The organism is Allobosea sp. BK604 (assembly GCF_004341515.1).
Classification (GTDB): Bacteria; Pseudomonadota; Alphaproteobacteria; order Rhizobiales; family Beijerinckiaceae; genus Allobosea.
Genome location: NZ_SLZF01000005.1, coordinates 319,987 through 345,622, shown reverse-complemented (window position 1 = coordinate 345,622; position 25,636 = coordinate 319,987). Strand labels below are relative to the sequence as shown.

20 protein-coding genes are annotated in these 25,636 nt (G+C 67.3%); 9 read left to right on the top strand and 11 right to left on the bottom strand.

Features of this window, described 5'->3' with window-relative positions; genetic code table 11:
• Window positions 1-12: 12 nt before the first annotated feature.
• The 4 genes from EV560_RS17510 to EV560_RS17495 all read right to left on the bottom strand — a co-directional run bounded on the left by EV560_RS17510 (window position 13) and on the right by EV560_RS17495 (window position 5,570).
• A complete protein-coding gene (locus EV560_RS17510; protein ID WP_131857064.1) occupies window positions 13-984 on the bottom strand; it encodes a dihydrodipicolinate synthase family protein in 972 nt (323 codons plus the stop codon).
• A 26-nt stretch (window positions 985-1,010) separates the two neighbouring features.
• A complete protein-coding gene (locus tag EV560_RS17505; protein WP_131857063.1) occupies window positions 1,011-1,817 on the bottom strand; it encodes an IclR family transcriptional regulator in 807 nt (268 codons plus the stop codon).
• A gap of 229 nt (window positions 1,818-2,046) precedes the next feature.
• Window positions 2,047-3,255 carry a CaiB/BaiF CoA transferase family protein gene (locus tag EV560_RS17500; RefSeq protein WP_131857062.1) on the bottom strand — a complete coding sequence of 403 codons (1,209 nt, stop codon included), beginning with the start codon at window positions 3,253-3,255 and terminating at the stop codon, window positions 2,047-2,049.
• Window positions 3,252-5,570 (bottom strand): molybdopterin guanine dinucleotide-containing S/N-oxide reductase, encoded by a 2,319-nt coding sequence (locus tag EV560_RS17495; protein ID WP_131857061.1) that lies wholly within the window; start codon window positions 5,568-5,570, stop codon window positions 3,252-3,254. Before EV560_RS17495 ends, EV560_RS17500 begins: the two co-directional genes overlap by 4 nt.
• Before the next feature lie 139 nt (window positions 5,571-5,709).
• On the opposite strand from EV560_RS17495, the gene EV560_RS17490 reads away from it, so the two are divergent.
• The 8 genes from EV560_RS17490 to EV560_RS17455 all read left to right on the top strand — a co-directional run bounded on the left by EV560_RS17490 (window position 5,710) and on the right by EV560_RS17455 (window position 18,586).
• On the top strand, window positions 5,710-6,645 hold the full coding sequence (locus EV560_RS17490) for a LysR substrate-binding domain-containing protein (RefSeq protein ID WP_131857060.1): 936 nt from the start codon (window positions 5,710-5,712) through the stop codon (window positions 6,643-6,645).
• A gap of 95 nt (window positions 6,646-6,740) precedes the next feature.
• Entirely contained in the window at window positions 6,741-8,435 is a 1,695-nt protein-coding gene (ggt, locus tag EV560_RS17485; protein WP_248312098.1) for a gamma-glutamyltransferase, read from the top strand.
• A 61-nt stretch (window positions 8,436-8,496) separates the two neighbouring features.
• Complete coding sequence (locus EV560_RS17480; protein ID WP_131857059.1) at window positions 8,497-10,074, top strand: ABC transporter substrate-binding protein; 1,578 nt, start codon at window positions 8,497-8,499, stop codon at window positions 10,072-10,074.
• The gene (locus EV560_RS17475) at window positions 10,074-11,015 is read left to right on the top strand and encodes an ABC transporter permease (protein WP_131857058.1); all 942 of its coding nucleotides are present in this window, start codon (window positions 10,074-10,076) and stop codon (window positions 11,013-11,015) included. The genes EV560_RS17480 and EV560_RS17475 overlap by 1 nt, the downstream gene beginning before the upstream one ends.
• A gap of 8 nt (window positions 11,016-11,023) precedes the next feature.
• On the top strand, window positions 11,024-11,905 hold the full coding sequence (locus EV560_RS17470) for an ABC transporter permease (protein WP_131857057.1): 882 nt from the start codon (window positions 11,024-11,026) through the stop codon (window positions 11,903-11,905).
• Window positions 11,902-13,527, top strand: coding sequence for a dipeptide ABC transporter ATP-binding protein (locus EV560_RS17465; RefSeq protein ID WP_131857056.1), 1,626 nt, complete (start codon window positions 11,902-11,904; stop codon window positions 13,525-13,527). The genes EV560_RS17470 and EV560_RS17465 overlap by 4 nt, the downstream gene beginning before the upstream one ends.
• A 30-nt stretch (window positions 13,528-13,557) precedes the next feature.
• Window positions 13,558-14,862: an NAD(P)/FAD-dependent oxidoreductase gene (locus EV560_RS17460; protein ID WP_131857055.1), complete on the top strand. Its 1,305-nt coding sequence runs from the start codon at window positions 13,558-13,560 to the stop codon at window positions 14,860-14,862.
• A 316-nt stretch (window positions 14,863-15,178) separates the two neighbouring features.
• Complete coding sequence (locus EV560_RS17455) at window positions 15,179-18,586, top strand: AAA family ATPase (protein WP_248312097.1); 3,408 nt, start codon at window positions 15,179-15,181, stop codon at window positions 18,584-18,586.
• Between the two features lie 64 nt (window positions 18,587-18,650).
• On the opposite strand, the gene EV560_RS35810 is transcribed toward EV560_RS17455, so the two are convergent.
• Window positions 18,651-18,800 (bottom strand): hypothetical protein, encoded by a 150-nt coding sequence (locus EV560_RS35810; RefSeq protein WP_165923517.1) that lies wholly within the window; start codon window positions 18,798-18,800, stop codon window positions 18,651-18,653.
• Window positions 18,801-18,998: 198 nt separating this feature from the next.
• Between EV560_RS35810 and EV560_RS17450 the strand changes: the two genes are divergently transcribed.
• The gene (locus EV560_RS17450) at window positions 18,999-19,184 is read left to right on the top strand and encodes a hypothetical protein (RefSeq protein WP_131857053.1); all 186 of its coding nucleotides are present in this window, start codon (window positions 18,999-19,001) and stop codon (window positions 19,182-19,184) included.
• Window positions 19,185-19,345: 161 nt separating this feature from the next.
• On the opposite strand, the gene EV560_RS17445 is transcribed toward EV560_RS17450, so the two are convergent.
• From EV560_RS17445 to EV560_RS17420, 6 genes are all read right to left on the bottom strand, one after another.
• Complete coding sequence (locus EV560_RS17445) at window positions 19,346-19,636, bottom strand: hypothetical protein (protein ID WP_131857052.1); 291 nt, start codon at window positions 19,634-19,636, stop codon at window positions 19,346-19,348.
• Between the two features lie 187 nt (window positions 19,637-19,823).
• The gene (locus tag EV560_RS17440) at window positions 19,824-21,530 is read right to left on the bottom strand and encodes an MASE4 domain-containing protein (protein WP_131857051.1); all 1,707 of its coding nucleotides are present in this window, start codon (window positions 21,528-21,530) and stop codon (window positions 19,824-19,826) included.
• 537 nt (window positions 21,531-22,067) lie between these two features.
• A complete protein-coding gene (locus tag EV560_RS17435) occupies window positions 22,068-22,760 on the bottom strand; it encodes a GntR family transcriptional regulator (protein WP_131857050.1) in 693 nt (230 codons plus the stop codon).
• Between the two features lie 14 nt (window positions 22,761-22,774).
• Window positions 22,775-23,677: an ABC transporter permease gene (locus tag EV560_RS17430; protein ID WP_248312096.1), complete on the bottom strand. Its 903-nt coding sequence runs from the start codon at window positions 23,675-23,677 to the stop codon at window positions 22,775-22,777.
• On the bottom strand, window positions 23,674-24,474 hold the full coding sequence (locus EV560_RS17425; RefSeq protein ID WP_131857049.1) for an ABC transporter ATP-binding protein: 801 nt from the start codon (window positions 24,472-24,474) through the stop codon (window positions 23,674-23,676). Before EV560_RS17425 ends, EV560_RS17430 begins: the two co-directional genes overlap by 4 nt.
• Window positions 24,471-25,484, bottom strand: coding sequence for an ABC transporter substrate-binding protein (locus EV560_RS17420; RefSeq protein ID WP_131857048.1), 1,014 nt, complete (start codon window positions 25,482-25,484; stop codon window positions 24,471-24,473). Before EV560_RS17420 ends, EV560_RS17425 begins: the two co-directional genes overlap by 4 nt.
• Between the last annotated feature and the right edge of the window lie 152 nt (window positions 25,485-25,636).

The following is a 25,636-nucleotide window of genomic DNA, read 5'->3' as shown; positions in this document are numbered from 1 at the left end:
TCGGCCGTGTCGTCAGATGAGGCCGGCCGCTTGCGCCAGGCGCGCGAGCTCGCGCTTTTCGGCCTCGGAAATGCCGAGCTGGGGCCGGCGGACGGCGCCGTCGGCGATCAGCCCCTGCAATCTCAGGATCTCCTTCATGCGCGGACGGAAATCGCGGATCGGCGCTCGCCAGCAATAGCGGGCGATCGGCGCCAGCCGCTCCCAGATCTCGCGGCCCCTCTGCGCGTCGCCGTTTTGCGCCGCCTCGTTCATCGCCATGAGCTCGGCCACGGCCGTGCCGGCAAAGCCGATCAGCGCGCCGTCGCAGCCCATCAGGATCGCCTCGTAGATGAAGGTATCGCTGCCGGTGAGGATGCCGATCGGATCGGGCAGGGCCTTGACGCTCTGCACCGACTGGATGGTCTGGTTGGCATCGAAGGAGGATTCCTTGATGGCGATCACCTGCGGGATCGAGGCGAGCGCATCGAGCATCTCGCCGGAATAATCCGGCCCCCAGCCACGCGGGAACTGGAAGGCGATCAGTGGCAGGCCGAGCGCATCGGCGATGTCGGCGTGGAAGCGCCGGATCATCTCGGGCGGGATCGGCGCGCCCATGAAGACGGGGAAGGGCGGGAAGACGCAGAAGCCCTCGGCCCCGGCCGCGACGAGATCGCGGCCATGCGCGATCATCTGGTCGGTCGAGCCGCCGATCAGGCCGCAGATCAGCGGGACGCGCCCCGCAACGACCTCGGCGCAGACCCGCATGACCTCGACGCGCTCGGCATTGCTCAGCGCCGGCGCCTCGGCCGCATCCATGTTGACGGCGATCGCGCTCGGGTACTGGCCGGCGATCCAGTCCATGTAGCGGCGCAGCGAGGCCCAGTCGATCTCGCCATCGCCGTGCATCGGCATGAACGGGGCCGAGATCACACCCTTGAAGGGGCGTGCCAGCACGGCTTTTCGGAGCGGAGCGGGCGCGCGCGTCGGCGCCGTCAGAACGGTCATCGCAATCGTCCTCTTGAGGGCTTCGTTCAGCCGGCCGCGTGAGCGGCGGCCTTGTCGGTGAAAAGCTCGGAGCCGGCACTCGCCGCCGACAGTTCCCTGGCGGCTGCGAGCAGCGGCGTGGCGAGCCGTGCCGCGTGGTCCGGCGTCAACCGGGAGGAGGGGCCGGCGATGCTGACGGTGCCGATGGCCACGCCTGTCCGCGGATGGAGAATGGCCGCCGAGAGCGCCGAGGTGCCCGCTTCGGCGGCCTGGTCGACATGGGCATAGCCCTTGGCGCGGGCTCGTCCGAGAGCCTCGGCCAGGGCAGAGATCGTGCGCGGCGCGTTCGGCCCGTGCTCGTCGAGCTTGCCGAAACCCTGCTTCACGACGCGGGCGATGGCCTCGTCGTCATTGAAGCTCGCGAGCCAGGCTTGTCCGGTCGCGGTGCAGAACAGGACGGGATGCCCACCCATCTCGGGATCGTAGCGCAGGCCGGAGCGGGCGCCCTGCGCCTTCGCGACCCAGGTCAGGTGGTCGCCGTCGACTACGGTCATGCGGACGAGCTCGCCGCTCTCATTGGCGAGGCGATCGAGGATCGGCTGGGAGATATCGGTGATGCCGCTCGCGGAGAGATAGGCGAGGCCGATCGAGATCAGGCGCGTGGTGAGGTGGTAGCGCTCGCTTTCCGGATCCTGCCTGACATAGCCCAGGCGGATCAGGTCGGCGAGCAACCGATGGGCGCCGCTCTTGGGGAGCCCGACTTCCTCGGCGACCAGGGTGACGCTGACGCCGCCGAGCCTGGTCGACATCAGTTCCAGCGTGTTCAACGCGCGATCGAGAAGCGATGCAGCCATGCGATTTTCCTGAACCTTGTTCTTTTTGGAACACGGTTCAGTTTTTGAGTCAACCGCCATTTCGCCGCGCATCACATGCGACGTTGGCGCTTTTCCCGAAGCAGACGTTCGCAGCCGGGGAGAGCGGTGCCGGGTGACCGGGCCATCGCTGCTGTTTATGGCCTGACGACGGCGCTTCGCCGGCGATGGCTTGCGCCATGGTCAGCCCTGGAGGCTGAACCTCTGCCGGTCAGTCCTGGCAGTCGGCGGCGGTCACGGCACCGGCCGCGATCAATCGGCGGATCTCGTCGCGGGAATAGCCCGCTTCGCCCAGCACCTCGCGGCTATCCGCGCCGAGGCGAGGCGCAGGCCTTGCCGGCTCGGGCTGGCTGGCGCTCCAGCGCGAGGGCACCCGCATCGTCCGGATCTCTCCTTCCGAAGGATGCGAGGACACCGGAAAGAAGCCGACCTCGGCCAGATGCGGGTCTTCCAGCAGCGAGGCGAGCGTGTGCATCCGCGCATGCGGAATATCGGCCGCGCCGAGCAGGCTCTCCCATTCCGCCGTCGAACGGCCGAGGAAGATTTCGGCGACGCTTTCCATGATGCCCGCCATATGGCGCGTGCGGCTGGCATGGCTGGCGAAGCGTGGATCGCCGCGCCACGCCTCGCGCCCGGAGATCTCGATGAAGCGCTGCCAGTGGCGGTCGGTATAGATCACCGCGCAGAGGAACCCGTCGGAGGTCCGGAAGGGCCGGCGCTCCGGCGCCAGCAGGCGCGCATAGCCGCCATCGTCGAGCGGCGGCTCGTAGCTCAGGCCGCCGAGATGATCGCCGAGCACGAAGCTGGCCATCGTCTCGAACATCGGAACGTCGATGCGCTGCCCCGCGCCGGTCCGGTCGCGATGGCGCAAGGCAGCGAGGATGGCGGCGAGCGCGTGCAGCCCGACCACGCGGTCGGCGATGTTGATCGGCGCATAGCGGGGCGTCCCGTCGCCGGCCTCGGCGACGAGGGAAGGCACGGCGCACAGGCCCTGGACGAGGTCGTCATAGGCGGGCTTGGCCGCATAGGGGCCATCCTGCCCGAAGCCGAAGGTGCCGACATAGATGATGTCGGCGCGCGCCTTCGCCACGGCCTCGTAGCCCAGCCCGAGCCGCTCCATCGCCTGCGGCCGCAGATTGTAGACGAGCACATCTGCCGTCGCGGCGAGCTTCAGCGCGATGTCCCGGCCCGCCGGCTTCTTGAGATCGACCGCGATGCTGCGCTTGGAACGGTTGGCATGCATGAACATGCCGCCCATGGTCCCGCTGCGGCTAGGCCCGACCTGACGGATGAGGTCGCCCTCCGGCGCTTCCAGCTTGATGATGTCGGCGCCCATGTCGCCGAGGATCGAGGTCGCATAGGGGCCCATGAGGACCGAGGTCATATCGAGCACCCGGATGCCGGTCAGCGGTCCCGTCATCGGGTGCGATCCGCATCGCCGGGCGGATCATAGGCGCGTATTGGAGGCGGCTCGCCGTCGAAGCGCGCGCACTGAACCGTGGTGACCTGCCCGCAGCAACCCTGCGCCAGCCTTGAGGTGCCGACATCGCGCGTCACGACATTGGGATTGCCATGGCCGCAGAGCGGCTGGCCGCTGCCGTCCTCCAGCGGATCATACCAGGCGCCGGTCGAGAGATTCACGACGCCGGGCATCACGCCCTCGCTGGTCCGGGCGGCGGCCAGGCAGGCGCCGCGGGCATTGAACAGCCGGACCAGGTCGCCATCGGCGATTCCGCGCGCCGCGGCATCCTGCGGATTGAGCCGCACCACCTCGCGGCCGCGCCGCTTGGCCGATTGGCTGTAGGAGCCGAAATCGAGCTGGCTGTGCAGCCTCGTCGCCGGCTGGTTGGCGATCAGGGTCAGCGGCGCGTCGGCATCCGGCTGCTCGGTCGCCGGCAGCCAGGCCGGATGCTCCGGGCAGTCGTCGTAGCCGAAGCTGCCGATCGTCGCCGAGACGATCTCGATCCGGCCGCTCGGGGTCGGCAGGGGCGTGCGGTCGGGATCCTCGCGGAAGGCGCGCAGCAGGCCGCCATCATCCGGCGCCGAGGGCAGCGGAATCTCGCCACGCTCCCAGAACTCGCCGAAGGACGGCGCCGGCAGGCCCTGCGCCGCGAGCGCGCTGCGGGTCGGCTCGTAGAGATGCTCCAGCCATTCCGCCGGCATGCGTCCCTCCGTGAAGCTCGGCTCGCAGCCCATGCGCTGCGCCAAGCCCCGGAAGATCTCGAAATCGTCGCGTGCCTCGCCGACGGGCTCCGCGATCCGCTTCATCGCGATCAGCCGCGGGTCGGTGGCGGCGGCGCCGATATCGTCGCGCTCCAGCGACATGGTGGCGGGCAGCACGATATCGGCGAAGCGCGCCATCGGCGTCCAGGCGCTGTCCTGGCAGATGATCGTGTCGACCCGCGAGAAGGCGCGGCGCAGGCGGTTCAGGTCCTGGTGGTGATGGAAGGGATTGCCGCCGGCCCAGTAGACCAGGCGGATCTCCGGATAGGCCAGCGTCTCGCCATTATAGTCGAAGGGCGCTCCCGGGTTCAGCAGCATGTCGGCGATGCGTGCCACCGGAATGAAGGTCCTCACGCCGTTGCGACCCTGCGGCATGGTTGGGATCGGCACCGCATTGACGCGGCGCCCGGTGTGCCCCATCGCGCCGAGCGCGTAATTATAGCCGCCGCCGGGCAGGCCGATCTGGCCGACCATCGCGGCCAGGACCGCGGCCATCCAGACCGGCTGCTCGCCATATTGCGCGCGCTGGAGGGCATGGGCGACGGTGATCAGGCTGCGCCCGGCGGTCAGCTTGCGGGCGATGGCGCGGATCGTGGCGGCATCGATGCCGGTGAGCGCGGCCGCCCAGCCGGCATCCTTGACGGTACCATCGGACGTGCCCGCCAGATAGCCGGCGAAGGCGTCAAAGCCGACGCAGTAGCGATCCAGGAAAGCGCGGTCGTGCAACCCTTCCGCGACAAGCGTGTGCGCGAGCGCGAGCATCAGCGCGACATCAGTGCCGGGCCGGATCGGCAGCCAATGCGGGCGCGCTTCCGCCGGCATGTCGTCGCGCAGCGGGCTGACCGACCAGAACTCGCAGCCGCGGGCGGCGGCGCGCGTCATCGCGTCAGGTTCGACATGCCGGGTGACGCCGCCGCTGGCGACCATCGAATTCTTCAGGGGCATGCCGCCGAAGGCGAGCACGAAGTCGCTGTGCTCGGCGACCTGTTCCCAGGTGACGTTGCGCCGCGACAGGGCTTCGAACGGCCCCACGACATGCGGGAGGATGACCGAGGAGGCGCCCGCGCTGTAGCTGTTGACCGAACGGACATAGCCGCCGCAGGCCAGGTTCAGGAAGCGGTGGATCTGGCTCTGGGCGTGATGGAAGCGCCCGGCGCTCGCCCAGCCATAGGAGCCGCCATAGATCGCCTGCGGGCCGAAGCTCTCGTGGACGCGGCCGATCTCGGCGGCGAGCCGGTCCAGCACCTCGTCCCAGCCGACCGCGACGAGATCGTCCCGGAAGTCGCGCTCGCGCGGGCAGGGGCCTGCCTCGAGCCAGCCGCGACGGACCATCGGGCGCCGGATGCGGGCCTTGTGGTCGAGCACGTCGGTGAGGTTGCCCAGGATCGGGGAGGGCGAGGGATCGTCCGGATGCGGCGTCACCACCAGGCGCTCGCCGTCGCGATGCGCGAAGAAGCTGCCCCAATGGGCGCTGTGAGGGAGACCGCGCGGCGGCGGTGAGGAGGCGTTCATGCGCAACTCGCGAGCAGGACCGGCAGTGTAGGCGAAGGGCCGGTCGGTCGCACCGATATTGCTGAGCCTCGTTAGATCAGTCCAATATGCCAATCCGGAGATTTCAAGAATTCAGACTTCTTAAGAGGTGGAGGACATCATGGTGCCAGGCCGCCGCCCCAGCAGCGCGATGCTCGAATTGCGGCATCTGCGCTATTTCCTGGCGACCGCCGAGGAGCTGAACTACGGCCGCGCGGCCGAGAGGCTGCGGATCGCCCAGCCCGGGCTGAGCCAGCAGATCCGCAATCTCGAGGAGATCGTCGGCACGCAGCTCTTCGACCGCACGCGCCGCTCGGTGAAGCTGACCCTGGCCGGGGAGCTCTTCGTCGAGGAGGCCCGCAAGGCCCTGCAGCAGACCGAGACGGCGCTCCTCGTGGCGCGCCGCGCCGGGCGCGGCGAGCTCGGCCGCATCGCAATCGGCTATGTCGGCTCGGCTGCCTATACCGGCGCGCTGACGACGATGATCGGCCAGTTCCGTACGGCCTATCCCGAGGTCGAGCTCCATATTTCCGAGATGGAGATGCTGCCGCAGCTCGACCAGCTCGACCAGGGCAAGCTCGATATCGGCTTCATCCGGCCGCCGGTGCCGCTGCCGCTCGGCATCGTCTCGACGCCGATCCTCTTCGAGGAGATCATGCTGGCCCTGCCGGAAAGCCATGCGCTCGCGGGGCAGGAACGCGTGCCGCTCTCGGCCCTCAACGGCGATATCTTCATCACGCCGCGTCATCCCGCCGGTGTCAGCTTCCACGAGCACACGACCTCCGCCTGCCGGGCCGCCGGCTTCTTCCCGCGGCTCGGCCCGCAGGGGCGTGATTTCGTCACCATCGCCAGCATGGTCGCCGTCGGCCTCGGCGTGGCGCTGGTGCCCCAGTCGCTGCAGAGCATCCAGGTCCCCGGGCTGCGCTATCGCGCTATCGCGGGCTCGCCCGTGCTGGCCGAGCTCGCCGTCGCCTATCGCCGCAACGAGCCCTCGCCGGTGGCGCGCGCCTTCGCCGCCCATGCCCGCAGGAGCGCCTCCGCCGCCAACCCCGTCTAATAATCTCAAATTATCAAAAATGCGCAGACCGCGTATTGGACTGATTTGACTGTCCGGGCCGATAATCACTGACCAGCGAAATCGGGTTGGCAGCGATGAATTGGCGCGACCGGGCGGGAAGCCCTTTCACCTGCGAGAAGACGGCAGTCGCCGCGCATCGTGGCATGGCGGTGACGAACCACCCCCTGGCCTCCGCTGCTGCCGTCGAAATGCTGGCCGCCGGCGGCAATGCCGTCGACGCGGCAGTCTCGGCCCTGTTCACGCTGACCGTGGTCGAGCCGATGATGGTCGGCATCCTCGGCGGCGGCGCGGCGCTGATCCGTCTGGCCGATGGCCGCGAGCTCGTGCTGGACGGGCTCTCGACTGCGCCGGCGGCGGCACGCCCGGACAGCTACACGCCGATCTCGGACGAATGGCCCGACTATATGGAGACCAGGGGCCGGGCCAACCGCGTCGGCCCCAAAGCCATCGCGGTGCCCGGCACGCTCAAGGCCTGGTGCGAGGCGGCGGAGCGCTTCGGCCGCCTGCCGCTGCGCGACCTGATCGAGCCGGCGATCCGCCATGCCGAGCGCGGCTTCCGGCTCTCGCCCTATCTCGCGACCTGCATTCGCGAGATCGCGCCCGATCTCGCGCTCGATGCGGCGATCGCGGCGGTGTTCCTGCCGGGCGGCGAGCCGCTGGCGGCCGGCGATCTGCTGGTCCAGAAGGACTATGCCGGAACGCTCGGGCAGATCGCGGCCGAGGGCCCGGGAGCCGTCTATGGCGGCGCGCTCGGCAGGCGCATCGCCAGCTACCTTGAAGAGGCCGGCTCCTTCCTGCGGCTCGAGGACCTCGCCGCCTACAGGACGATCGAGCGCGAGCCCGTGCGCGGCCTTTATCGCGGCGTCGAGATCGTCGGGCCGCCGCCGCCCTGCTCGGGCGGCGTCCAGACGCTGCAGATCCTCAACCTGCTCGAGGCCTATGATATCGGGCAGCTCGGCTTCGGCACGGCCGAGACGCTGCATCTCGTGCTGGAGGCGCTGAAGATCGCCGCCGCCGACCGGCGCGCCGTCACGGCCGATCCCGATTTCGTGGATGTGCCGACCGCCCGGCTGATCTCCAGGGACTATGCCGCGCTACGCCGGCCGGAGATCGACCGCGGCCGCGCCGGCGCCTTCGAGGCCCGCATCCTCTCCAATGAATCGGCCAACACCACCCATGTCACGATCGCCGATGGCGAGGGCAATATCGTCACCTCGACCCAGACGATCAACAGCCTGTTCGGGGCGCGGATCATGGTGCCCGGCACCGGGATCATCCCGAACAACTACATGTACCTGTTCGATCCTCACCCGGGGAAGGCGCTCTCGCTCCAGCCCGGCAAGCGCATCACCAGCGGCATCACCGCGCTGATCGGCAAGCGCGACGGCAACCCGCTCTTCGCGCTCGGCCTGCCCGGCGCGCACCGCATCCCGGCCTCGGCGATGCAGGCGGTCCTCAATCTCGTCGATCACGGCATGAGCCCGCAGGAGGCGGCGGAGGCGCCCCGCGTCTTCACCTGGGGGCAGGAAGCCGAGATCGAGCGCGGCGTGCCGGAGGCGGTACGCACGGCGCTGGTCGGGCTCGGCCACAAGGTCGCGCCGGTCGACCATGTCGCCGGCGGCATGGGGATCATCGGCTTCGGGCCGGACGGCGCCATGACGGGCGCGGCCTGCTGGCGCGCCGATGGCGTGCCGATGGGGGCCGGCGGCGGCGCCGCGCGGGCGGGCACCTCCTTCTGGCCAGACCCCCGCAGGGGCCGGATCTACTGACGAAAACGCAATTCATCGACGAAGCGGGCACGCAACCCGCTCGACAAAGGGAACGGAACCAATGCTGATCAACCGACGCGAGGCCCTGGCGCTGTCCGCCGGCGCACTTTTCGCCACGATGAATCCCGCGCGGGCGCAGGGAAAGAAGACGTTGCGGCTGGCGCCGCACGCGGCCCTGCGCGTGCTCGACCCGGTCGTCACCAACGCCTACATCACCCGCAACCATGCCTTCATGGTCTATGACACGCTGTTCGCGGTCGATGCGCAGTACCGGCCGCAACCGCAGATGGTGAAGGAATGGTCGATCAGCCCCGACAAGCTGGCCTACACCTTCACTTTGCGTGACGGCCTGGCTTTCCATGACGGGCAGCCGGTCACCGCGGCCGACTGCATCGCCTCGATCGCGCGCTGGGCGAAGAAGGATGTCATCGGCCTGCGCCTCGCCGCCGTCACGACGGGGATGGAGGCGCTCGACGACAAGTCGTTCCGCATCTCGCTGAAGGAGCCGTTCGGCCCGATGTTCGAGGCCTTCGCGCGGCCGAGCTCGATCCCGCTCTACGTCATGCCCAAGCGCATCGCCGACCTCCCGGCCGACAAGGTGCTGGAGGAGGTGGTCGGCTCCGGGCCGTTCCGCTTCCTGCCCGCCGAGTTCCGCCCCGGCGTCAGCTGGGCCTATGAGCGCAACGAGAAATACGTCCCGCGCAGCGAGCCGGCGAGTGGCCTGGCCGGCGGCAAGGTCGTCAAGGTCGACCGTGTCGAAGTGGTCTGGTTCCCGAGCCGCCAGACCGCGATCAACGCGCTGGCCAAGGGCGAGATCGACCTGCTGGAAAGCCTGAACGCCGACCAGCGCTCCCTGCTCCAGGGCAACAAGGATGTCGTGGTCCGGCGCAAGGCCGGGCCGAGCGCCTCGACCATCCGCTTCAACTGGGCCCAGCCGCCCTTCGACAATCTCAAGGTCCGGCAGGCCGTTCAGGCGGTCGTCACCCAGCAGGACTACATGGACGCCTCGATCGGCGATCCCGAATCCTATCAGATCTGCCCGGCCTTCTTCGGCTGCGGCACGCCGCTGGAGACCGCTATCGGCTTTCCCGATACCGGCAAGCCCAATCTCGCCAAGGCCAAGGCGCTGCTGCAGGAGGCTGGCTACAAGGGCGAGAAGGTCGTCATCATCACGCCCGGCGATGTCGCCTCCTTCGCGCCTCTCGCGCCGCTGACCCAGCAGCTGCTCCGCCAGATCGGCATCCCCTCCGAGATCCAGACCATGGAATGGAGCGCCTTCCTGGCACGCCGTGCCAAGCCCGAGCCCGTCGCCGAGGGCGGCTGGAACCTCGCGCACGCGGTCTTCGACCGGATCGACCTGATCTCGCCGCTCGGCAACCTGAATTTCGATGCGCGCGGCAAGGCGGCCTATACCGGCTTCGTCGACGATCCCGAGACCGAGGCGCTCAAGGGGCGCTACCAGCGCGAGACCGATCCGGCCAAGCAGAAGGCGATCGTCGAGGAGATGCAGAAGCGCGCCTATCAGCAGGTCTTCTACATCCCGCTCGGCACCTATTTCGACTATGAGGCGTTCCGCGCCACCGTCTCCGACTATGTGCCATCGGCGGTGATGGTCGCCTGGGACGTGAGCAAAGCCTGATGCTGCGGTTGATCGCACTCAGGATCGCGATGGCGGTGCCGGTGATGCTCGTCGTCGCCACCATCGTCTTCCTGCTCTTGCGATTGAGCCCCGGCGATCCCGCGCTGATCATCGCCGGCGAGAGCGCCGGGCCGGAGGCGCTCGCGCGCATCCGCTCGCAGATGGGGCTCGACCAGCCGCTGGTCGTGCAATATTTCACCTGGCTCGCCGCCATCGCCCGCGGCGACCTCGGCTTCTCGATTCTCTCCAAGGTCCCGGTGCTCAGCCTGATCTTCGACAGGCTGGAGCCGACGCTCGTCCTGGCCCTGAGCGCGATCCTGATCACGGTGGTGATCGCGGTGCCGCTCGGCGCCGTCGCCGCCTGGCGCCATAACAGCTGGATCGACCGGGCCGTGATGATGCTCTCGGTCGTCGGCTTCTCCGTGCCGGCCTTCGTGATCGGCTATATCCTGATCCTGCTGCTCTCGGTGAAGGCCGATCTCTTTCCGGTCCAGGGCTATGTCAGCCCGTTCGAGGATCCGCTCGCCGCGCTGCGCCATCTCGCCCTGCCGTCGCTGACGCTGGCGCTGGTCTTCATGGCGCTGATCTCGCGTGTCACGCGCTCGAGCCTGCTGGAAGTGCTCGGCGAGGATTTCGTCCGCACGGCCCGCGCCAAGGGCAATGTCGAGCGCCGCGTGCTCTGGCGCCATGCGCTGCCGAACGCCGCTGTGCCGATCATCACCGTGATCGGCCTGGGCATCGCGCTCCTGATCAGCGGCGTGGTGGTGACCGAAAGCGTCTTCAACCTGCCCGGCGTCGGCCGACTGACGATCGATGCGATCCTCGCCCGCGACTATCCGGTCGTGCAGGGGCTGATGCTGTTCTTCGCGCTGATCTATGTCGGCGTGAACCTGTTGATCGACATCGCCTATGTGATCGTCGATCCGCGCATTCGCTATTGAGGCCGGTGATGTCGGCAACCGGACAGGCTTCCTCCATCGCGCGGCGCAACGTCCTCGTCGAGGCGCTGCTGACGAACCGGGTCGCGCTGCTGAGCGGCATCCTGCTGCTGGCGATCGTCCTGCTCGCCGTGTTCGCACCGCTGATCACCGGCGACGACGCCTTCCTCATCCGGCCGCGGCAGCGGCTGCGACCACCGGGCGAGGAGTTCTGGTTCGGCACGGATGCGCTCGGCCGGGATGTCTTCGCGCTGGTCCTGCATGGCGGCCGCATCTCCCTGCTCGTCGGTCTGCTCGCGGCGCTCGCGGGCGCGGCCGTCGGCACCGCGATCGGCCTGCTGACGGGCTATTTCCGTTGGCTCGACCCGATCGTGATGCGGATCATGGATGGCATCATGGCGATCCCCGGCATCCTCTTCGCCGTGGCGCTCGTCTCGCTTGTCGGCCCGAGCGTCGTCACCATCGTCGCCGCGATCACCTTCTCCGAGATCCCGCGCGTCACGCGGCTGGTGCGCAGCGTCGTGCTCAGCGTGCGCGAGGAATCCTATGTGCGTGCGGCGGAAGGGCTCGGCATCCCGCCGCTGCTGGTGCTGCTGCGCCATATCCTGCCGAGCTGCATCGCGCCGCTGATCGTGCAGACGACCTACATGTTCGCCGCGGCGATCCTGGCCGAGGCCGTGCTCGGCTTCCTCGGCGTCGGCTTCCCGCCGGATATCCCGAGCTGGGGCAATGTGCTCGCCGAGGGACGTGCGGTGTTCCAGCGCGCGCCATGGACGATCATCGCGCCCGGCCTGTTCCTCGCCGTGACGGTGATGGCGGTGAACCTGCTCGGCGACGGGCTGCGTGACCGGCTCGACCCCAGGCTGTCCCGCGCCGCGAAGGTGTCGTCATGACCACCTGCGAACCGATCCTGCGGATCGAGAACCTGAGCGTCGCGCTGCCGGAGGGCCTCGACCGGAGCCATGCGGTGCGCAACGTCTCGTTCGACGTGCATCGTCGGCAGATCCTGTGCGTGGTCGGTGAATCCGGTTCCGGCAAGTCGGTCACCGCCGCGGCGGTGATGCGGCTCTTGCCCGAGAAGGTGCTGCGCATCTCCGGAGGCACGATCAGGCTTGAGGGCGAGGACATCGCCGTCGCCTCGCCGGAGCGGCTTTGCCAGCTGCGCGGCAGCCGAATGGCGATGATCTTCCAGGAGCCGCTGACCGCGCTGAACCCGGTCATGCGCGTCGGCGACCAGATCGCCGAAGTGCTGCAGATTCACCGGCCCGGCACGAGCGCGGAGCAGAGGCAGGCGCGCGTGCGCGAGCTGATGGCCGACGTCCAGCTCCCGGAGCCGGAGCGGCTCGCGCGGGCCTATCCGCATCAGCTCTCCGGCGGGCAACGCCAGCGCGTCATGATCGCCATGGCGCTGGCGCTGGAGCCGGCGCTGATCATCGCCGACGAGCCGACGACGGCGCTCGATGTCACCACCCAGGCCCAGATCCTCAGGCTCTTCCGCGAATTGCTCACCAAGCACGATAGCGGCGTCCTGATGATCACCCATGATTTCGGCGTGGTGGCCGATGTCGCGGATCATGTCGTGGTGATGCGCCAGGGCGACATCGTCGAGCATGGCGCGCCCGAGAAGGTGCTGAAGGCGCCGGAACATCCCTATACGCGTGCCCTGATCGAGGCCGTACCACGTTTCCGCTACCGCTCCCGGCCGGATGCGGCGGATACGCCGGTCATCGCGGTCGAGGCACTGTCCCTGACCTATCGGAATACCAGCTTCTTCGGCGCCAGGCGGGAGACGCGGGCGCTCGATGCCGTGTCCTTCACGCTCGCGGCGGGCGAGACGCTCGGCGTGGTCGGCGAATCCGGCTCGGGCAAGACCAGCCTCGCGAAGACGCTGCTGCGGTTCGAGACGCCGGATTCCGGGCGCATCCTGTTCAAGGGGCAGGATATCGCGGGGCTCGCCGGTGCGGCCCTGCGCGACATGCGCCGCCATATCCAGATGGTCTTCCAGGACCCCTACAAGTCGCTCAATCCGCGCCGGCGCATCGGGCAATCCCTGATCGAAGGCCCGGTCCAGCACGGGCTTTCGCGTGGTGATGCCATCGCGCGCGCCGAGGATCTGATGGAGCTCGTCGGGCTCAGGCGCGACGCGCTCGACCGTTTCCCGCACGAGTTCTCCGGCGGCCAGCGCCAGCGGATCTGCATTGCCCGCGCGCTTGCCATGGAGCCTGCGATCATCGTCGCGGACGAGGCGGTTTCGGCTCTCGACGTCTCCGTGCAGGCCCAGGTGCTGCGCCTGTTCGAGGACCTGCAGCGCCGCATCGGCTTCGCCATGATCTTCGTGACGCATGACCTGCGCGTCGCTTCCAATATCTGCGATCGGATCGCGGTGATGCAGCGTGGCAGGATCGTCGAGCTCGGTCCGGCGCAGCGCGTCTTCCAGGAGCCCGAAGCGAGCTACACCCGCGAACTGCTGGCGGCCGTGCCGGGCCTAGCGAGCGAACGCATGATCGCAGACTGAAGCCGGGACGGCACCGCGCCGTGATGTGAGATGAAAAGCTCGAACGCAGCCCCCGCCTACAGGTCACGCTCGGGCTGGAACGCCTTGCTCCCGCACCGCATCGCCCGGGAACAGGTCCCGAAGGACCGGCGCTTCCGCACCATCATCGTCGGCGCGGGCTATACCGGCCTCGCCGCTGCGCGCCGGCTGGCCGAGCTCGTTCCGGGCGAAGAGGTGCTCCTGCTCGATGCCTCGTCCATCGGGGAAGGGGCCTCGGGCCGCAATTCCGGCTTCCTGCTGGTCAATCCCGGCGAGCCGAGCGCCAATGCCGCCGGATTCACCGAGGATTGGGCCGCGCGGCAGATCGCGCTGGTCCAGGCGGGGCTCGACTGGCTGCGCCAGCTGGTCGCGACCCACGCGATCGACTGCAACTGGCAGGAGACCGTGCCGGCGATCACCGCCGCCGCCACATCCCTTGGCGAGACATCGGCTCGGGCGACCCGCGATCGCTACGAGGCCTGGAACATCGCCTCGCGGGACTACCGATCCGACGAACTGCGGCGAATTCTGGGGACCGACTATTATCGCTACGGCATCCAGTCCCTGACGCGGGCCCTCGTCCAGCCGGCGGCGCTTCATCGGGGCCTCGCCGACAGCCTGCCCGATGGCGTCGTCCTGATCGAGAACACCATCGTGAACGCGTTCAGCGGCGATGCGCCGGTCCGGGTGCAGACCAGCCGCGGCGAGTTCGTCGCGGACCGGCTCTTCATCACCAACAACCTGCATGCCCGCTCGCTGGGGATCGTCCGCAACCGGATGATCGGCATCTACACCTACGGCGCATTCACGCCCGAGCTCGATGAGACCCAGCTGAACCTCCTGGGCGAAGAGCCGGAATGGGGCGCGCTGCCGGCGCACCGCATGGGCACGACGATGAGGAAGACCATGGGACGCCTGCTCATCAGGAGCGGCGATTCCTATGAGAGCGAGCTCGATCCCGCTGAGGTCCGGGCCATGCTGGCGCGGCTCTACCGGAACCGCTTCCCGAAGATGAAAAGCCACGAATTCGAGCATGTCTGGGGCGGCCTGACCGCCGTGACCCATAATGGCGCCTTCTATTTCGGGCGCGTCCGACCGGGAATATTCGCGTCCGTCGGCTGTGGCGGCGCCGGTGTCACGCGCGGCACGATCCATGGCAGGTTGCTGGCCGAACTCGCCTGCGGGTCGCAGTCCCGGCTCCTGAGCGACCGCCTCGCGCTGAGCGGCCCCAATTGGCTTCCTCCAGAGCCGTTCAGGCGCTTGGGCGCGACGGCCCAGATCGCCTGGGAGCAAGTCCTTGCGGGGGCGGAACGTTGAGATTTTCGCCGTCATCGTCCGAGGACAATCTCGTGCCGGATGCGGGCTCCGGCCTGCCACCGCTTGACGGGATCGGCTGCATGACAGGTTGCGGGCGGCCATGGCTCATCGCCGATTGGCGGCGCTGTCCATCGCCGGTATGATCCGGGCTGCCTATTCCGCCCGGAATGCCCGACCGGTGCAAGGGTGACGTTGATGCCGAGGCCGTGATCCGCCGGCCGCGGCGCCGCCTTCAGAGCCCTGATCCAGGCCGCTTGCCCTCGGTGTCGAGCTACATGCGTCGCGACGTGCCGGGGGCGACTGGTGGAGGATCGATGTGGACATCGGTACTTGGGACATCGGTACCTGGCTGCGCGGCTTGCAGCTCTCGCATTACGAGCAGGCGTTCCGCGACAACGACATCGGCATCGACATCCTGCCCGAGCTGACGGCGGAGGACCTGCTCGGCCTCGGCATCACCTCGATCGGCCATCGCCGCAAGCTCCTGGCGGCCATCGCAAGCCTGCGCGGCGACGGCCCGGCCCATGATCCGGCCGCCGGGTTGGCGCCGGCCGCGCTCCGGCCGGCGGAGCCAGCGCGAAGCGGAGCCGAGCGGCGGCAGCTGACGGTCGTCTTCGTCGACCTGGTCGGCTCGACAGCTCTCTCGACCCGGCTCGATCCCGAGGACATGAGCAAGCTCCTGCGCGCCTACCAGGACGCGGTGACCGCTGGATTCACGCGCTTCGAAGGCCATGTCGCCAAATTGATGGGCGACGGGGTGCTCGCCTATTTCGGGTGGCCGAGGGCGCACGAGGACGAGGCCGAGCGCGCCGTGCGAGCCAGCCTGGCGGCCGTCGAGGCGGTCGGGCGCCTGGCGAGCCCGGCCGGCGAACCGCTCGCAGCCCGGGTCGGCATCGCCACGGGCCTGGTCGTCGTGGGCGACCTGGTCGGCGAGGGGGCGGCCCGGGAGGAGGCGGTCGTCGGCGAGACGCCGAATCTCGCCGCCCGCCTGCAAACGCTCGCGCGGCCCAATGAGGTGGTGATCGGCGAGGGCACGCGAGAGCTGCTGGGGGCGTTGTTCGAGGTCGAGGATCTCGGGTTCCCGTCGCTCAAGGGACTGGCGGCGCGGACCCGGGCGTTTCGCGTGCTCGGCCCCGGTCGCGCGGCGAGCCGCTTCGAGGCGCTGCATGTCCGCGAGCTGGCGCCGATCGTCGGGCGCGAGGCGGAACTGACGCTGCTTCTCGAGCGCTGGCGCTGGGCCAAGGCCGGCGAGGGGCAGGTGGTGCTGCTGTCCGGCGAACCTGGAATCGGCAAGTCGCGGATCATCCTGGCGCTGCGCGAAGCGCTCGCCGGGGAGCCCGTCGCCGTGCTGAACCATTTCTGTTCGCCCTATCACATCAACAGTGCGCTCTTCCCGGTGATCGGGCAGCTCGAGAGGGCCGCGGGCTTCACGCGCGAGGACGGGGCGCAGGAGAAGCTCGGCAAGCTGGAGAGCTTCCTCGCCCCTTATGCAAGGCGCCTCGACGAAGACGCACAGGCGCTCATGGCCGCCCTGTTGTCGCTGCCGGTCGCGGACCCCCGCGCCACCCTGGACCCGACGCCCGGCCGCCAGAAACAGCGCACCTTCGAGATCCTGCTTCGGCAGTTCGAAGCCCTGTCTTGCCGGCAGCCGGTGCTCGCCGTCTTCGAGGACCTGCACTGGATCGATCCCTCGACGATGGAACTCCTGGATCTTCTGACCGAACGCGTGCAGGGCCTGAGGGCGCTCGTGGTGATCACCTTCCGGCCCGAGTTCAGTCCGCCCTGGACCGGTCATGCCCACGTCACGTCCTTTTCGCTCTCGCGGCTCGTTCGTGGCGACGTGGCGATGATCGCCGGCCGGGTCGTCGGCGGAAAGGCATTGCCGGCGGATGTGCTGACGCAGATCACCAGCAAGACGGACGGTATCCCGCTCTTTGTCGAGGAGCTGACCAGGACGGTCCTGGAATCCGGCCTGTTGCGAGACCGCGGCGACCACCTCGAGCTTATCGGCGCGCCGACCGCGCTCGCCATTCCCTCGACCTTGCAGGACTCGCTCCTCGCCCGGCTCGACCGGCTCGAACCGGCCAAGGAGCTGGCCCAGACAGGCGCCTGCATCGGCCGCGAGTTCGAGCACGATCTTCTGGCCGCGGTGTCCTCGTTGCAGGAGCCGACCTTCAGCGAAGCGCTCGCCAGGCTGGTCGGCTCCGATCTGGTCTTCCGGCGCGGCCAGCCGCCGAACGCGACCTATGCCTTCAAGCATGCGCTGATCCAGGATGTCGCCTATGCGACCCTCCTCAAGAGCCGGCGGGTGCTGCTGCATGCGCGCATCGCCAGCGCGCTCGAAGCGCGGTTTCCAGCCGTCGTCGAGCGCCAGCCCGAACTCCTCGCCCGTCATCTCTCGGAGGCCGGGATTCACGACCGGGCCGTCGATTGGTGGCTGCGTGCCGGCCAGCTGGCGCGGCAGCGCTCGGCCAACAAGGAGGCGATCGGACACCTGACGCGAGCGCTCGCCATGCTCGGGGACGCGCCGCCGGGCGAGAGGCGCGAGCGCCAGGAACTCGAGGCCCAGGTTGCTCTCGGACCGCCATTGATCGCAACCGAGGGCTTCGGGGCGCCCCAGGTCGAGACGGCCTATGCCAGGGCCGAAGAGCTCGCACGCCGGCACCGGCACGACAGCTATCGCGCCCGCGCACTGCGCGGCCTGTGCCATGTCCACCATGTGCGCGGTCATTTGACCCGCTCGAGCGAGCTCGGCGCCGAGCTGCTCGCGCTGGTCGAACGGGGCGACGACCTCGTGCGCCAGGCCGACGCCCATCATGCGCTGGGCTTCCCCCTGTTCCATCTGGGCCGGCACGGCCTGGCCCTGAGCCAATTGGAGGCGGCGCGCGGCAAGATAGAGCGTGCCGGCGACCCCGGTCACGCTTTCGCGTTGGGCGTCAACATCCATGTCCAAGGCCGCGCCTACGCGTCCCATGTCAATTGGCATCTCGGCTTCGCGGACCGCGCCCTGCTGGCTGTCGGTGAAGCGATCGAGCTATCCCGGCGGATCGACCACCCGTTCAGTCTCGTTGCCGCCCTGTCCTATGCCGCGATGCTGCACCAGTTCCGCCGCGAGCCGGCGCTGGTGCGCGTGCATGCCGATGCCGCCTTCGCACTCTGCGCCGAGCATGGTTTCGGCTACTACCTTGCCTGGGCCACGATCATGGCGGGTTGGGCCTCCGCCGAGGAGGGGGATCTCGATCGTGGCATCGCGCAGCTGCGTGACGGCATGCGGGATCTGCGCGCGACCGGCGCGGGACTGAGGCTGCCGCATTATCTTGCGATCCTCGGCGAGCTCTGCGTCAAGGCCCACCGGGAGGACGAGGCGAGCGCCGCCCTTGCAGAGGCCGATGCCGTCGCCAAGGACCTAGCGGAAACCTGGGCCGACACGCGGCTGCGTCTCCTCCAGGGCGAGCTCTTGCTCGCAACGGATCGGCCCGCCGCGGCGCTTTGCTTTCGGCAGGCTGTGGAGATCGCCAGGGCGCAAGGAGCTCTCGCCCTCACGCTCCGGGCGTCCACGCGGCTCGCGCGGCATCTGCGTGCGGAGGGGCAATATGCGCAGGCGCAGGAGATCCTCGCAGCACCCTATGCCTCGATGGGCGAGGGCTTCGATACGCCTGACCTTCTGGAGGCGCGGGCGCTGCTCGACGAACTGCAGCCGCTTCGCGCCAGCATCGGGTCGTAAGGACCGAACCGCCTCCCAGCCCTTCGCCCGGAAGGCACGCGTTCTGCCCCGCCTGGCATGGCGCTCAGGCTGTTTCCCTGGGGCGCCTTCGTAAGACTGCATCCGCTGCGAGCGCGAGCGCTTCGTCCGCAGCCCGCTTCCAGCGACGGGAGCCAAACGCGTCACCCGCGACGAAACCGGCTGCGAACATCATGACGGCAAGCATCGCGATCATGTCGCCTCCAGACCCGCGAAGATCGCCAATGATGCACCGATGGCGGCGCGGACATCGTGACGAAGGTCGCAGATCGCGGCCGCACGGCCTCGACGGCGCGATCGGGCAGCGCGCTTCGGGACCACATTCGCGGAACAACCAAGGGGGGTTTGGCGTCCTCTACCGGGCGACATTGCGACGACGACAAGGTGGACCTTCATGGCCAACGGAAATCACGAAGCGCTGGACGATCAGATTGCGCTTTTGCGCAGGCAGGTTGCAGATCTGACCGAGCTGGCCACAGCAGCATCGGGCTCGGCGCAAGAGGAAAATCTCGCCAGCGCGATCAACGAGAAGCAGGACCAGCTCGACGAACTGCTGAAACGACGGGAAGAGCTGGGCTGACAGAAATCCTGCCTCGGGCGCGTGCTTTGGAGCACTTCCGCACTTCGCTCGAAAATGCTCTAGAGTATTTTCGCGCTTCTACGAATCGCGAAAATTCTCTAACCTTTTGTTTTGACGCATTTTCTTCATGCGAACCGGTATCCACTTCGCTCGAAAATGCTCTAGGAACCGCCGCGAGGCCCGCGATCGCGACAGCGATAACCGACGAAGCATTGCGGATCGTTGGCGGTCGGGAGCCAGGCCGGTTCAGTGATTTGCGACAAGGGGCAATAGCTTTGGTCGCGGACGAACCGGTCGTAGACGAACCGGCCTGTGCCGATAATGACCGCGCCCCCGTCCTGGACGGCTCGTCTCGCGGTCTGGCAGCTCGACGTCAGGGAATCCAGGCGCGATTGAGGAAGGGCAGGGGATGCCGCGACCAGCAAGGGCAACACCAAAGCAAGCACCTTCATCGCCACAGGCTCCCTCACTGACAAAGGACCAAACATCGTGCGGAACGAACAGTAATGTAGCCGTACCGGGTCACCAGATAAGGTCCTAGAGCATTTTTGAGCGAAGTGGATACCGGTTCGCGTGAAGAAAATACGTCAAAACAAAAGGTTAGAGAGTTTTCGCGATTCGGAGAAACACGGAAATGCTCTAGCGACGAAAATCGTTCTCGCAGGTCGCCCTGAGGGGAACCGTGAACTGGAAGAGCGCGCCGCTCTTGCCGTCCGAGAACGCGGTCAGCCTGCCGCCATGCTGTTCGATGATCATGCGGCAGATGGCCAGGCCCATTCCCATGCCGTGCGATTTCGTCGTCACGAATGCATCGAATATCCCTTCCATTCGGCCTGGCTCGATTCCGGAGCCCGAATCCTGGACTTCCACCACGATGGCGTTCGGCTTCTTCCGGTGCTCGGTGGTCAGTGTCAGCATTCTGATGCGATCGGCCCCGTCGAGCATCGCTTCGACCGCATTATGGACCAGATTGAAGATGACCAGCTGCAATTGCGCCTTGTTGCCTTCGACGAGCGGCATTTCGGTCGCAAGCTCGGGCCGGGCAACGACGCTGTGATCGGTCAACTCGCCGCGCAGTGAGCGCAGTGCGTCCAGAGCGATCTCGTTGATGTCGACCAGTTCACGATCCTGGTTGACCCGCCTGAAGACGGCACGAATGCCGTCGAGCACTGCGCCGGCACGTTCTGCGTCCGCGACGATGTCCTCCAGCGCTTCCCTCGCTTCCGGAAGATCGGGCGGCGCCCTGTCGAGCAGCGCCAGCGAGGTTCCGGCATTGGTCATGATCGCCAGGAGAGGCTGGGCTACTTCATGAGCGATGGCTGCCGTCGCCGCTTCCACGGTCATGAGCTTGCTGTTGCGCTCGCGTTCCAGCGTTGCGTTGGCGCGGGCGAGGCGCGTGTAAAGGGTCGTCATCTCCTTCAGCAGCAGCGCCAGCACGGACGTGGAGGTGATCACCGTGAACCCGCGCGAGGCGTAGAATCCAAGGCTGTAGCGTTCCGAGGCGAAGAAAGCGGCAATCATGAAGTTCAGGATCAGCGAAACCAGCACGAGCAGGAGCCAGTAATCGAGCACTGATCGACTGCGGAGCCAGAGTATTGTCAGTGCGATGATCGTGATCAGAATGGCCGTGGGATTGGCGATGTAGATGGTGGTTGCCGTGTATCTGCCGTCGATGACGAGAGGCGGAAGGTGCTGCACGCCCGCCGTCGCGAACCAGGTCAGCCCGCCGACGACGGCGATCACCAGCACGACGCTCCAGGCAATGATGGCTCGCGCATTTTCGAGCGAAGCGGAGGCCGGTTCGCGCGAGGACAATGCGTCGCCACTAATAGATGGAAAAGTTTCGCGCTTCGGAAAAGCGCGGAAATGCTCCAGTGTCGAACGCCTGCTGGCGCCCGTCGCGGCGGCGCTATCGCCGAGGAGCGTATAGGCGATCACGGCCAGCGGCAGTCCGACATTCCAGACGTAATAGAGCCACGCGCTGCTCTGGGGGTCGGCGTCGAGCAGTCCGGTAAAGGCCCCTGGTATGGTCAGGATATGGGGGATGACGATCGCCGCAGTATAGAGATAGCCGATCGCGAGGGCCAGAATGGCACGGGTCCGTGTGATCAGGTATTGCGCGAACAGCAGGATGGCAGTGACGAGGTCGTTGGCGAAAACGATTGCCTCTACGGAAGGGTTGAAACTGACGAATTGCGGCAGTGGCACGCTCGCGAAGGGCGCCGTCACGGCAAAGGCTGCAAGCATGACTGCCATGACGCAGAAGACCAGGCGCCGGTCGCGCGATGTCGCGGTCACATCGTAGAGCGAGAGCGGACGATCGGCGCGAACCGCGGGCAGGGCCATGGCGGATCAATCCCCGATCCAGCGATCATGTCGTGCGGACAATGGCAACGCAGTCCTCTCCGCCTGGATGAGAGCTGGGATGATGTTGGCTCAGGCCCGCCCAATAGCCGTCCGTGTTGCGCGGTGCCGTGGCGAGGACGGCGCCCGCGCAACTGAACGGCCCGACAAGCAGAGGCTCGTCAAAGCAGGGATCGAGCACGTCATGCGGCAGGGCTTCATGCGAGCTCCCCTGATGTCATGATCTTTACGCGCAAGTACTCGATGGTATTCGAGCCCGGAGTGGAGTTTCGATGATACTGGACCAAGGTCCAGCTATGCGGTGCGCTGCGCCGATTGGGGCGGCGTCTGCTCTCCCCGCAATGGGGAGCGGGAGAAGCCCGGGAGCATGTGCGGGCGGAGTGACACCGGTTCGCGTGAAGAAAATGCGTCGAATAAAGAAGGAATTCTCGCGTTTCGGAGAAACGCGGAAAACTCTAGGCGCATGCTGCGCGCTACCTGGACGGCTCTCCGTTGGCAACGGCTATCGCGCGTTCCTGCTCAATTGCCTGAGTCGGAAAACTCTTCGAGCAACCCTTCCTTGAACAGAGCCTCAACGTTCTCGAATGTCTTCATGTAGTGAGCGGTGAGCAGGGCGCAGGCCTGCTCCGCGGTGCCATGCAGGACTGCCTTCATCAGGGCTTCGTGCTCGCTGAACCCCTGCCGCTTCCTGTTGCCATAAGCGTGCGAAACGAAAACATAGCGCGTCGCGTGGTCGGCAAGGACGTCACAGAATTCGAGGAGCCAGGGCGAACCGCAATTCGCCAGCAAGGCGCGATGGAAATTGCGGTGCGCATCCTCCCAGCCGCCCCTCTCATCCGCCTTGTCGGAGCGGAACCGGGACAGCCGGTGGAGCGACAGGACAATGGCCTCTTCCCAGCTCTCCGTGCGATTGGCCATGGCCTCTTCGAGCGCCTTGGTCTCGAGCCAGCAGCGCGTGCGCACCAGGATCCGCCAGTCGTCGAGCGCAATCGCCGGCACGGCGAAGCCGCGCTGCTCGTAGCGCTCGACCAGCCGTTCCGCCGACAGGCGCGACAGGGCCTCGCGCACCGCGTTGCTGCCGACGCCATAGATCCCGGCCAGCGGCTCGATCCGCAGCTTCTCGCCCGGGCGGAATTCGCCCTTGATGATGTCACCGCGCAGCTTCTGGTAAACTGTCGTCGACAGCGTGGTTTTCTCGCCGGCCTTCGCCATACATGTTCTCTGGTTCAAGCTGCCGTGCGCGATGTCTTCGCGGAGATGCTGTTACTCGATCGCTGCCAGAACACGAACCGATATTGCAGCCAGGAAACCAGGCCGAACATGGCGAGCCCGAGCAGGCTGAGATAGATGATAAGCGAGAAGACCCGGGGCGTATCGAGCTGCGACGCCGCGACCCGGATCAGCTCGCCGAAGCCTGCCCCACCGCCGAGGAACTCGCCGGCGATCGCGCCCGAGACCACGCTGATCGCCGCGATCTTCAGGCCGGTGAAGAATTGCGGCAGGCCGGTGGGGATCTTGAGCTTGACCAGCGTCTGCAGCCGCGAGGCGCCGATGCTCCTGAACAGCATGCGGGCATTCTCGTCCGCCGCATGCAGGCCGGCGGCCGTGCCGACGATGATCGGGAAGACCGAGATGAAGGCGGCGAGCGCCACTTTCGACATGATACCGAAGCCGAGCCAGGCGACGAAGAGCGGCGCGAAGGCGAGCTTCGGCATGGTGTCGATCGCGACGATATAGGGCATCACGGCTCGCTCGCCGAAGCTGGTCTCGCCGACGAGGACGCCGAGCGAGACGCCGATCGCGAGCGCCAGGACGAAGCCCCAGACGACCTCGCTGGCCGTGACCCACAGGGCCGGCAGCATATAGTCGCCGGAGCTGAGGTTGCGTCCGACGAAGCCGATGTCGCGGATCGTGTCCGCGGGTGAGGGCAGGATCAGCGGCGAGACGATTCCTGAGGCGGTGACGCCCTGCCACAGACCGAGGAACAGGGCGAGCAGCCCGAGCATCAGGATCCAGCGCGGGACCCTGGAGGTGAGCGAGACCTTCTCCACCCAGACGGTGTCGGGCCCGGCAGACGGTGTTTCGGCTACTTGCCCCACCGAGGCTTGCCGCACAGGGTTTTGGCTCACAGGAAGGCTCCCTTGTCGAGCAGCGCGCGGATCTCGCTGACATAGGCTCCGAAGCGCGGCAGCGTGCCCATCTCGAGCGTGCGCGGGCGGGGCAGGTCGATCGCGATGCTGCGGACGATCCGGCCGGGCCGGGCCGACATCACATGCACGATGTCGGACAGGATCACCGCCTCCGCGATCGAATGCGTCACCAGGAAGGCCGAGGCGTTGCGCTCGCGGCAGATGCGCTGCAGCTCCATGTTCATGAAATCGCGCGTGATCTCGTCGAGCGCGCTGAAAGGCTCGTCGAGCAGGAGCACGTTCGGCTCGGAGATCAGCATCCGGCAGATCGCGGCGCGCTGGGCCATGCCGCCGGAGAGCTGCGAGGGATAGGTCGCTTCGAAACCCTTGAGGCCGACGAGCTCGAGCAGGCCCCTGGCGCGTGCCGCCGCGGCCTCTGCCGCGGCACGCCCTTCGCGCACCTCGATCGGCAGCAGGATGTTCTGCAGCGTCGTGCGCCATGGGAACAATGTCGCCTGCTGGAACATCATGCCGATATCGGGGCGCGCGCCCAGGACCGGCGTTCCAGCCAGCATGACCCTGCCCTTGGACGGAGGCGTCAGCCCGGCCATGATCTTGAGCAGGGTGGACTTGCCGCAACCGCTCGAGCCGATCACCGAATGGAATTCGCCCTCGCGCAAGCTCAGGTCGACGCTCTCCAGCGCGACGACCCGCTCGCCATAGACTTTCGAGACCCGGCTGAGCTCATAGACCGGCCGGGCGACAGGCCCGGCCGTTGCGACGGAGGCCAACGTCATTTCGGCACGTTCCAGGCCGCCACGAGATCGTTGGAATAGGCTCTGCCGAGATCGTCGAGCGGCTTCTTGAGATCGCCCGAGGCGAGGAGGGTCTTCTGCCACATCTCCCAGGCTTCGGGATTGTTGTAGCCGAAGCCTTTGGCGGGATCGAGCGGCGCCGTCAGGCGGTAATAGACGTCCATGAGCGCTTCCGCGAAGGGCAGGTTCTCGAGCTGCTGCGGATTGCCCATGCGCGCATGTTTCAGGACGGCCGCCTTGTTCGCCGGGTCGAGGCCGAACTTGCTGCCGCGCACCAGCGCGCGCCCGAAGCGCTCGAGGATGCCGCGGTTCTCGTCCAGGTATTTGCGGGTCACGACATAGCCGTTGCCGAAGAAGGACTGGAAGCGCGGCGGCGTCAGCGAGCGCAGCTTGATGCCGCGCAGGCTCAGCGTCGCCGCTCCCGCGGTATCCGAGGCATAGGCGTCGATCGCCTTCTGCATGAAGCCGGCCACCGCCATGCCGCCTTCGCCGACCGTGATGAACTTGTAGTCCTGCCCCTCCTTCATGCCTTCCGCGTCGAAGATCGAGCGCACGAAGGCGACTTCGGCGCCATCAGCCGTGCCGACGCCGATGATCTTGCCCTTGAGGTCGGTCGGCTTCTGGAAGGACGAGGTCTCGGGCACGACCAGGTTGAACTGGCTGCGCGTGAAGTAATTATAGATGTAGACGAGGTCCTGGCCGCGCTCGCGCGCCGCCATCAGCGGCCCCGGGCCCGGATGGGCGAGCTGCGCCTGGCCGGCGAGCAAGGCCTGGATCGCCGCGGCCGAGCCGTTGACGCTGCGCGGGGTGATCTTGATCTTCTCCTCGGCGAAATAGCCTTCGCCGATCGCAGAATAAACCGCGAAATAGCCCAGCCCGCCCGGGCTCGGATAGACGATGGTGAGCTCGTCCGTTGCCTGCGCGAGCGCCCTGGGTGCCGCGAGCGCGAGGGGCAGCGCCGCAGCCCCCGTCATGAACTGCCTACGCTTCATGCCATTCCCCTTGTTTCTTGCCTTGGCGAAACGATGCATCATCACGGGAGCGTGTCAATTAAATTCAGATTGGCCGATGTTTTGAGAAAATCTGCATAATCCTCTGGACAGGCCACGCGCTCGCCCTATGCTCGGCGATTGTCGTCAATCAG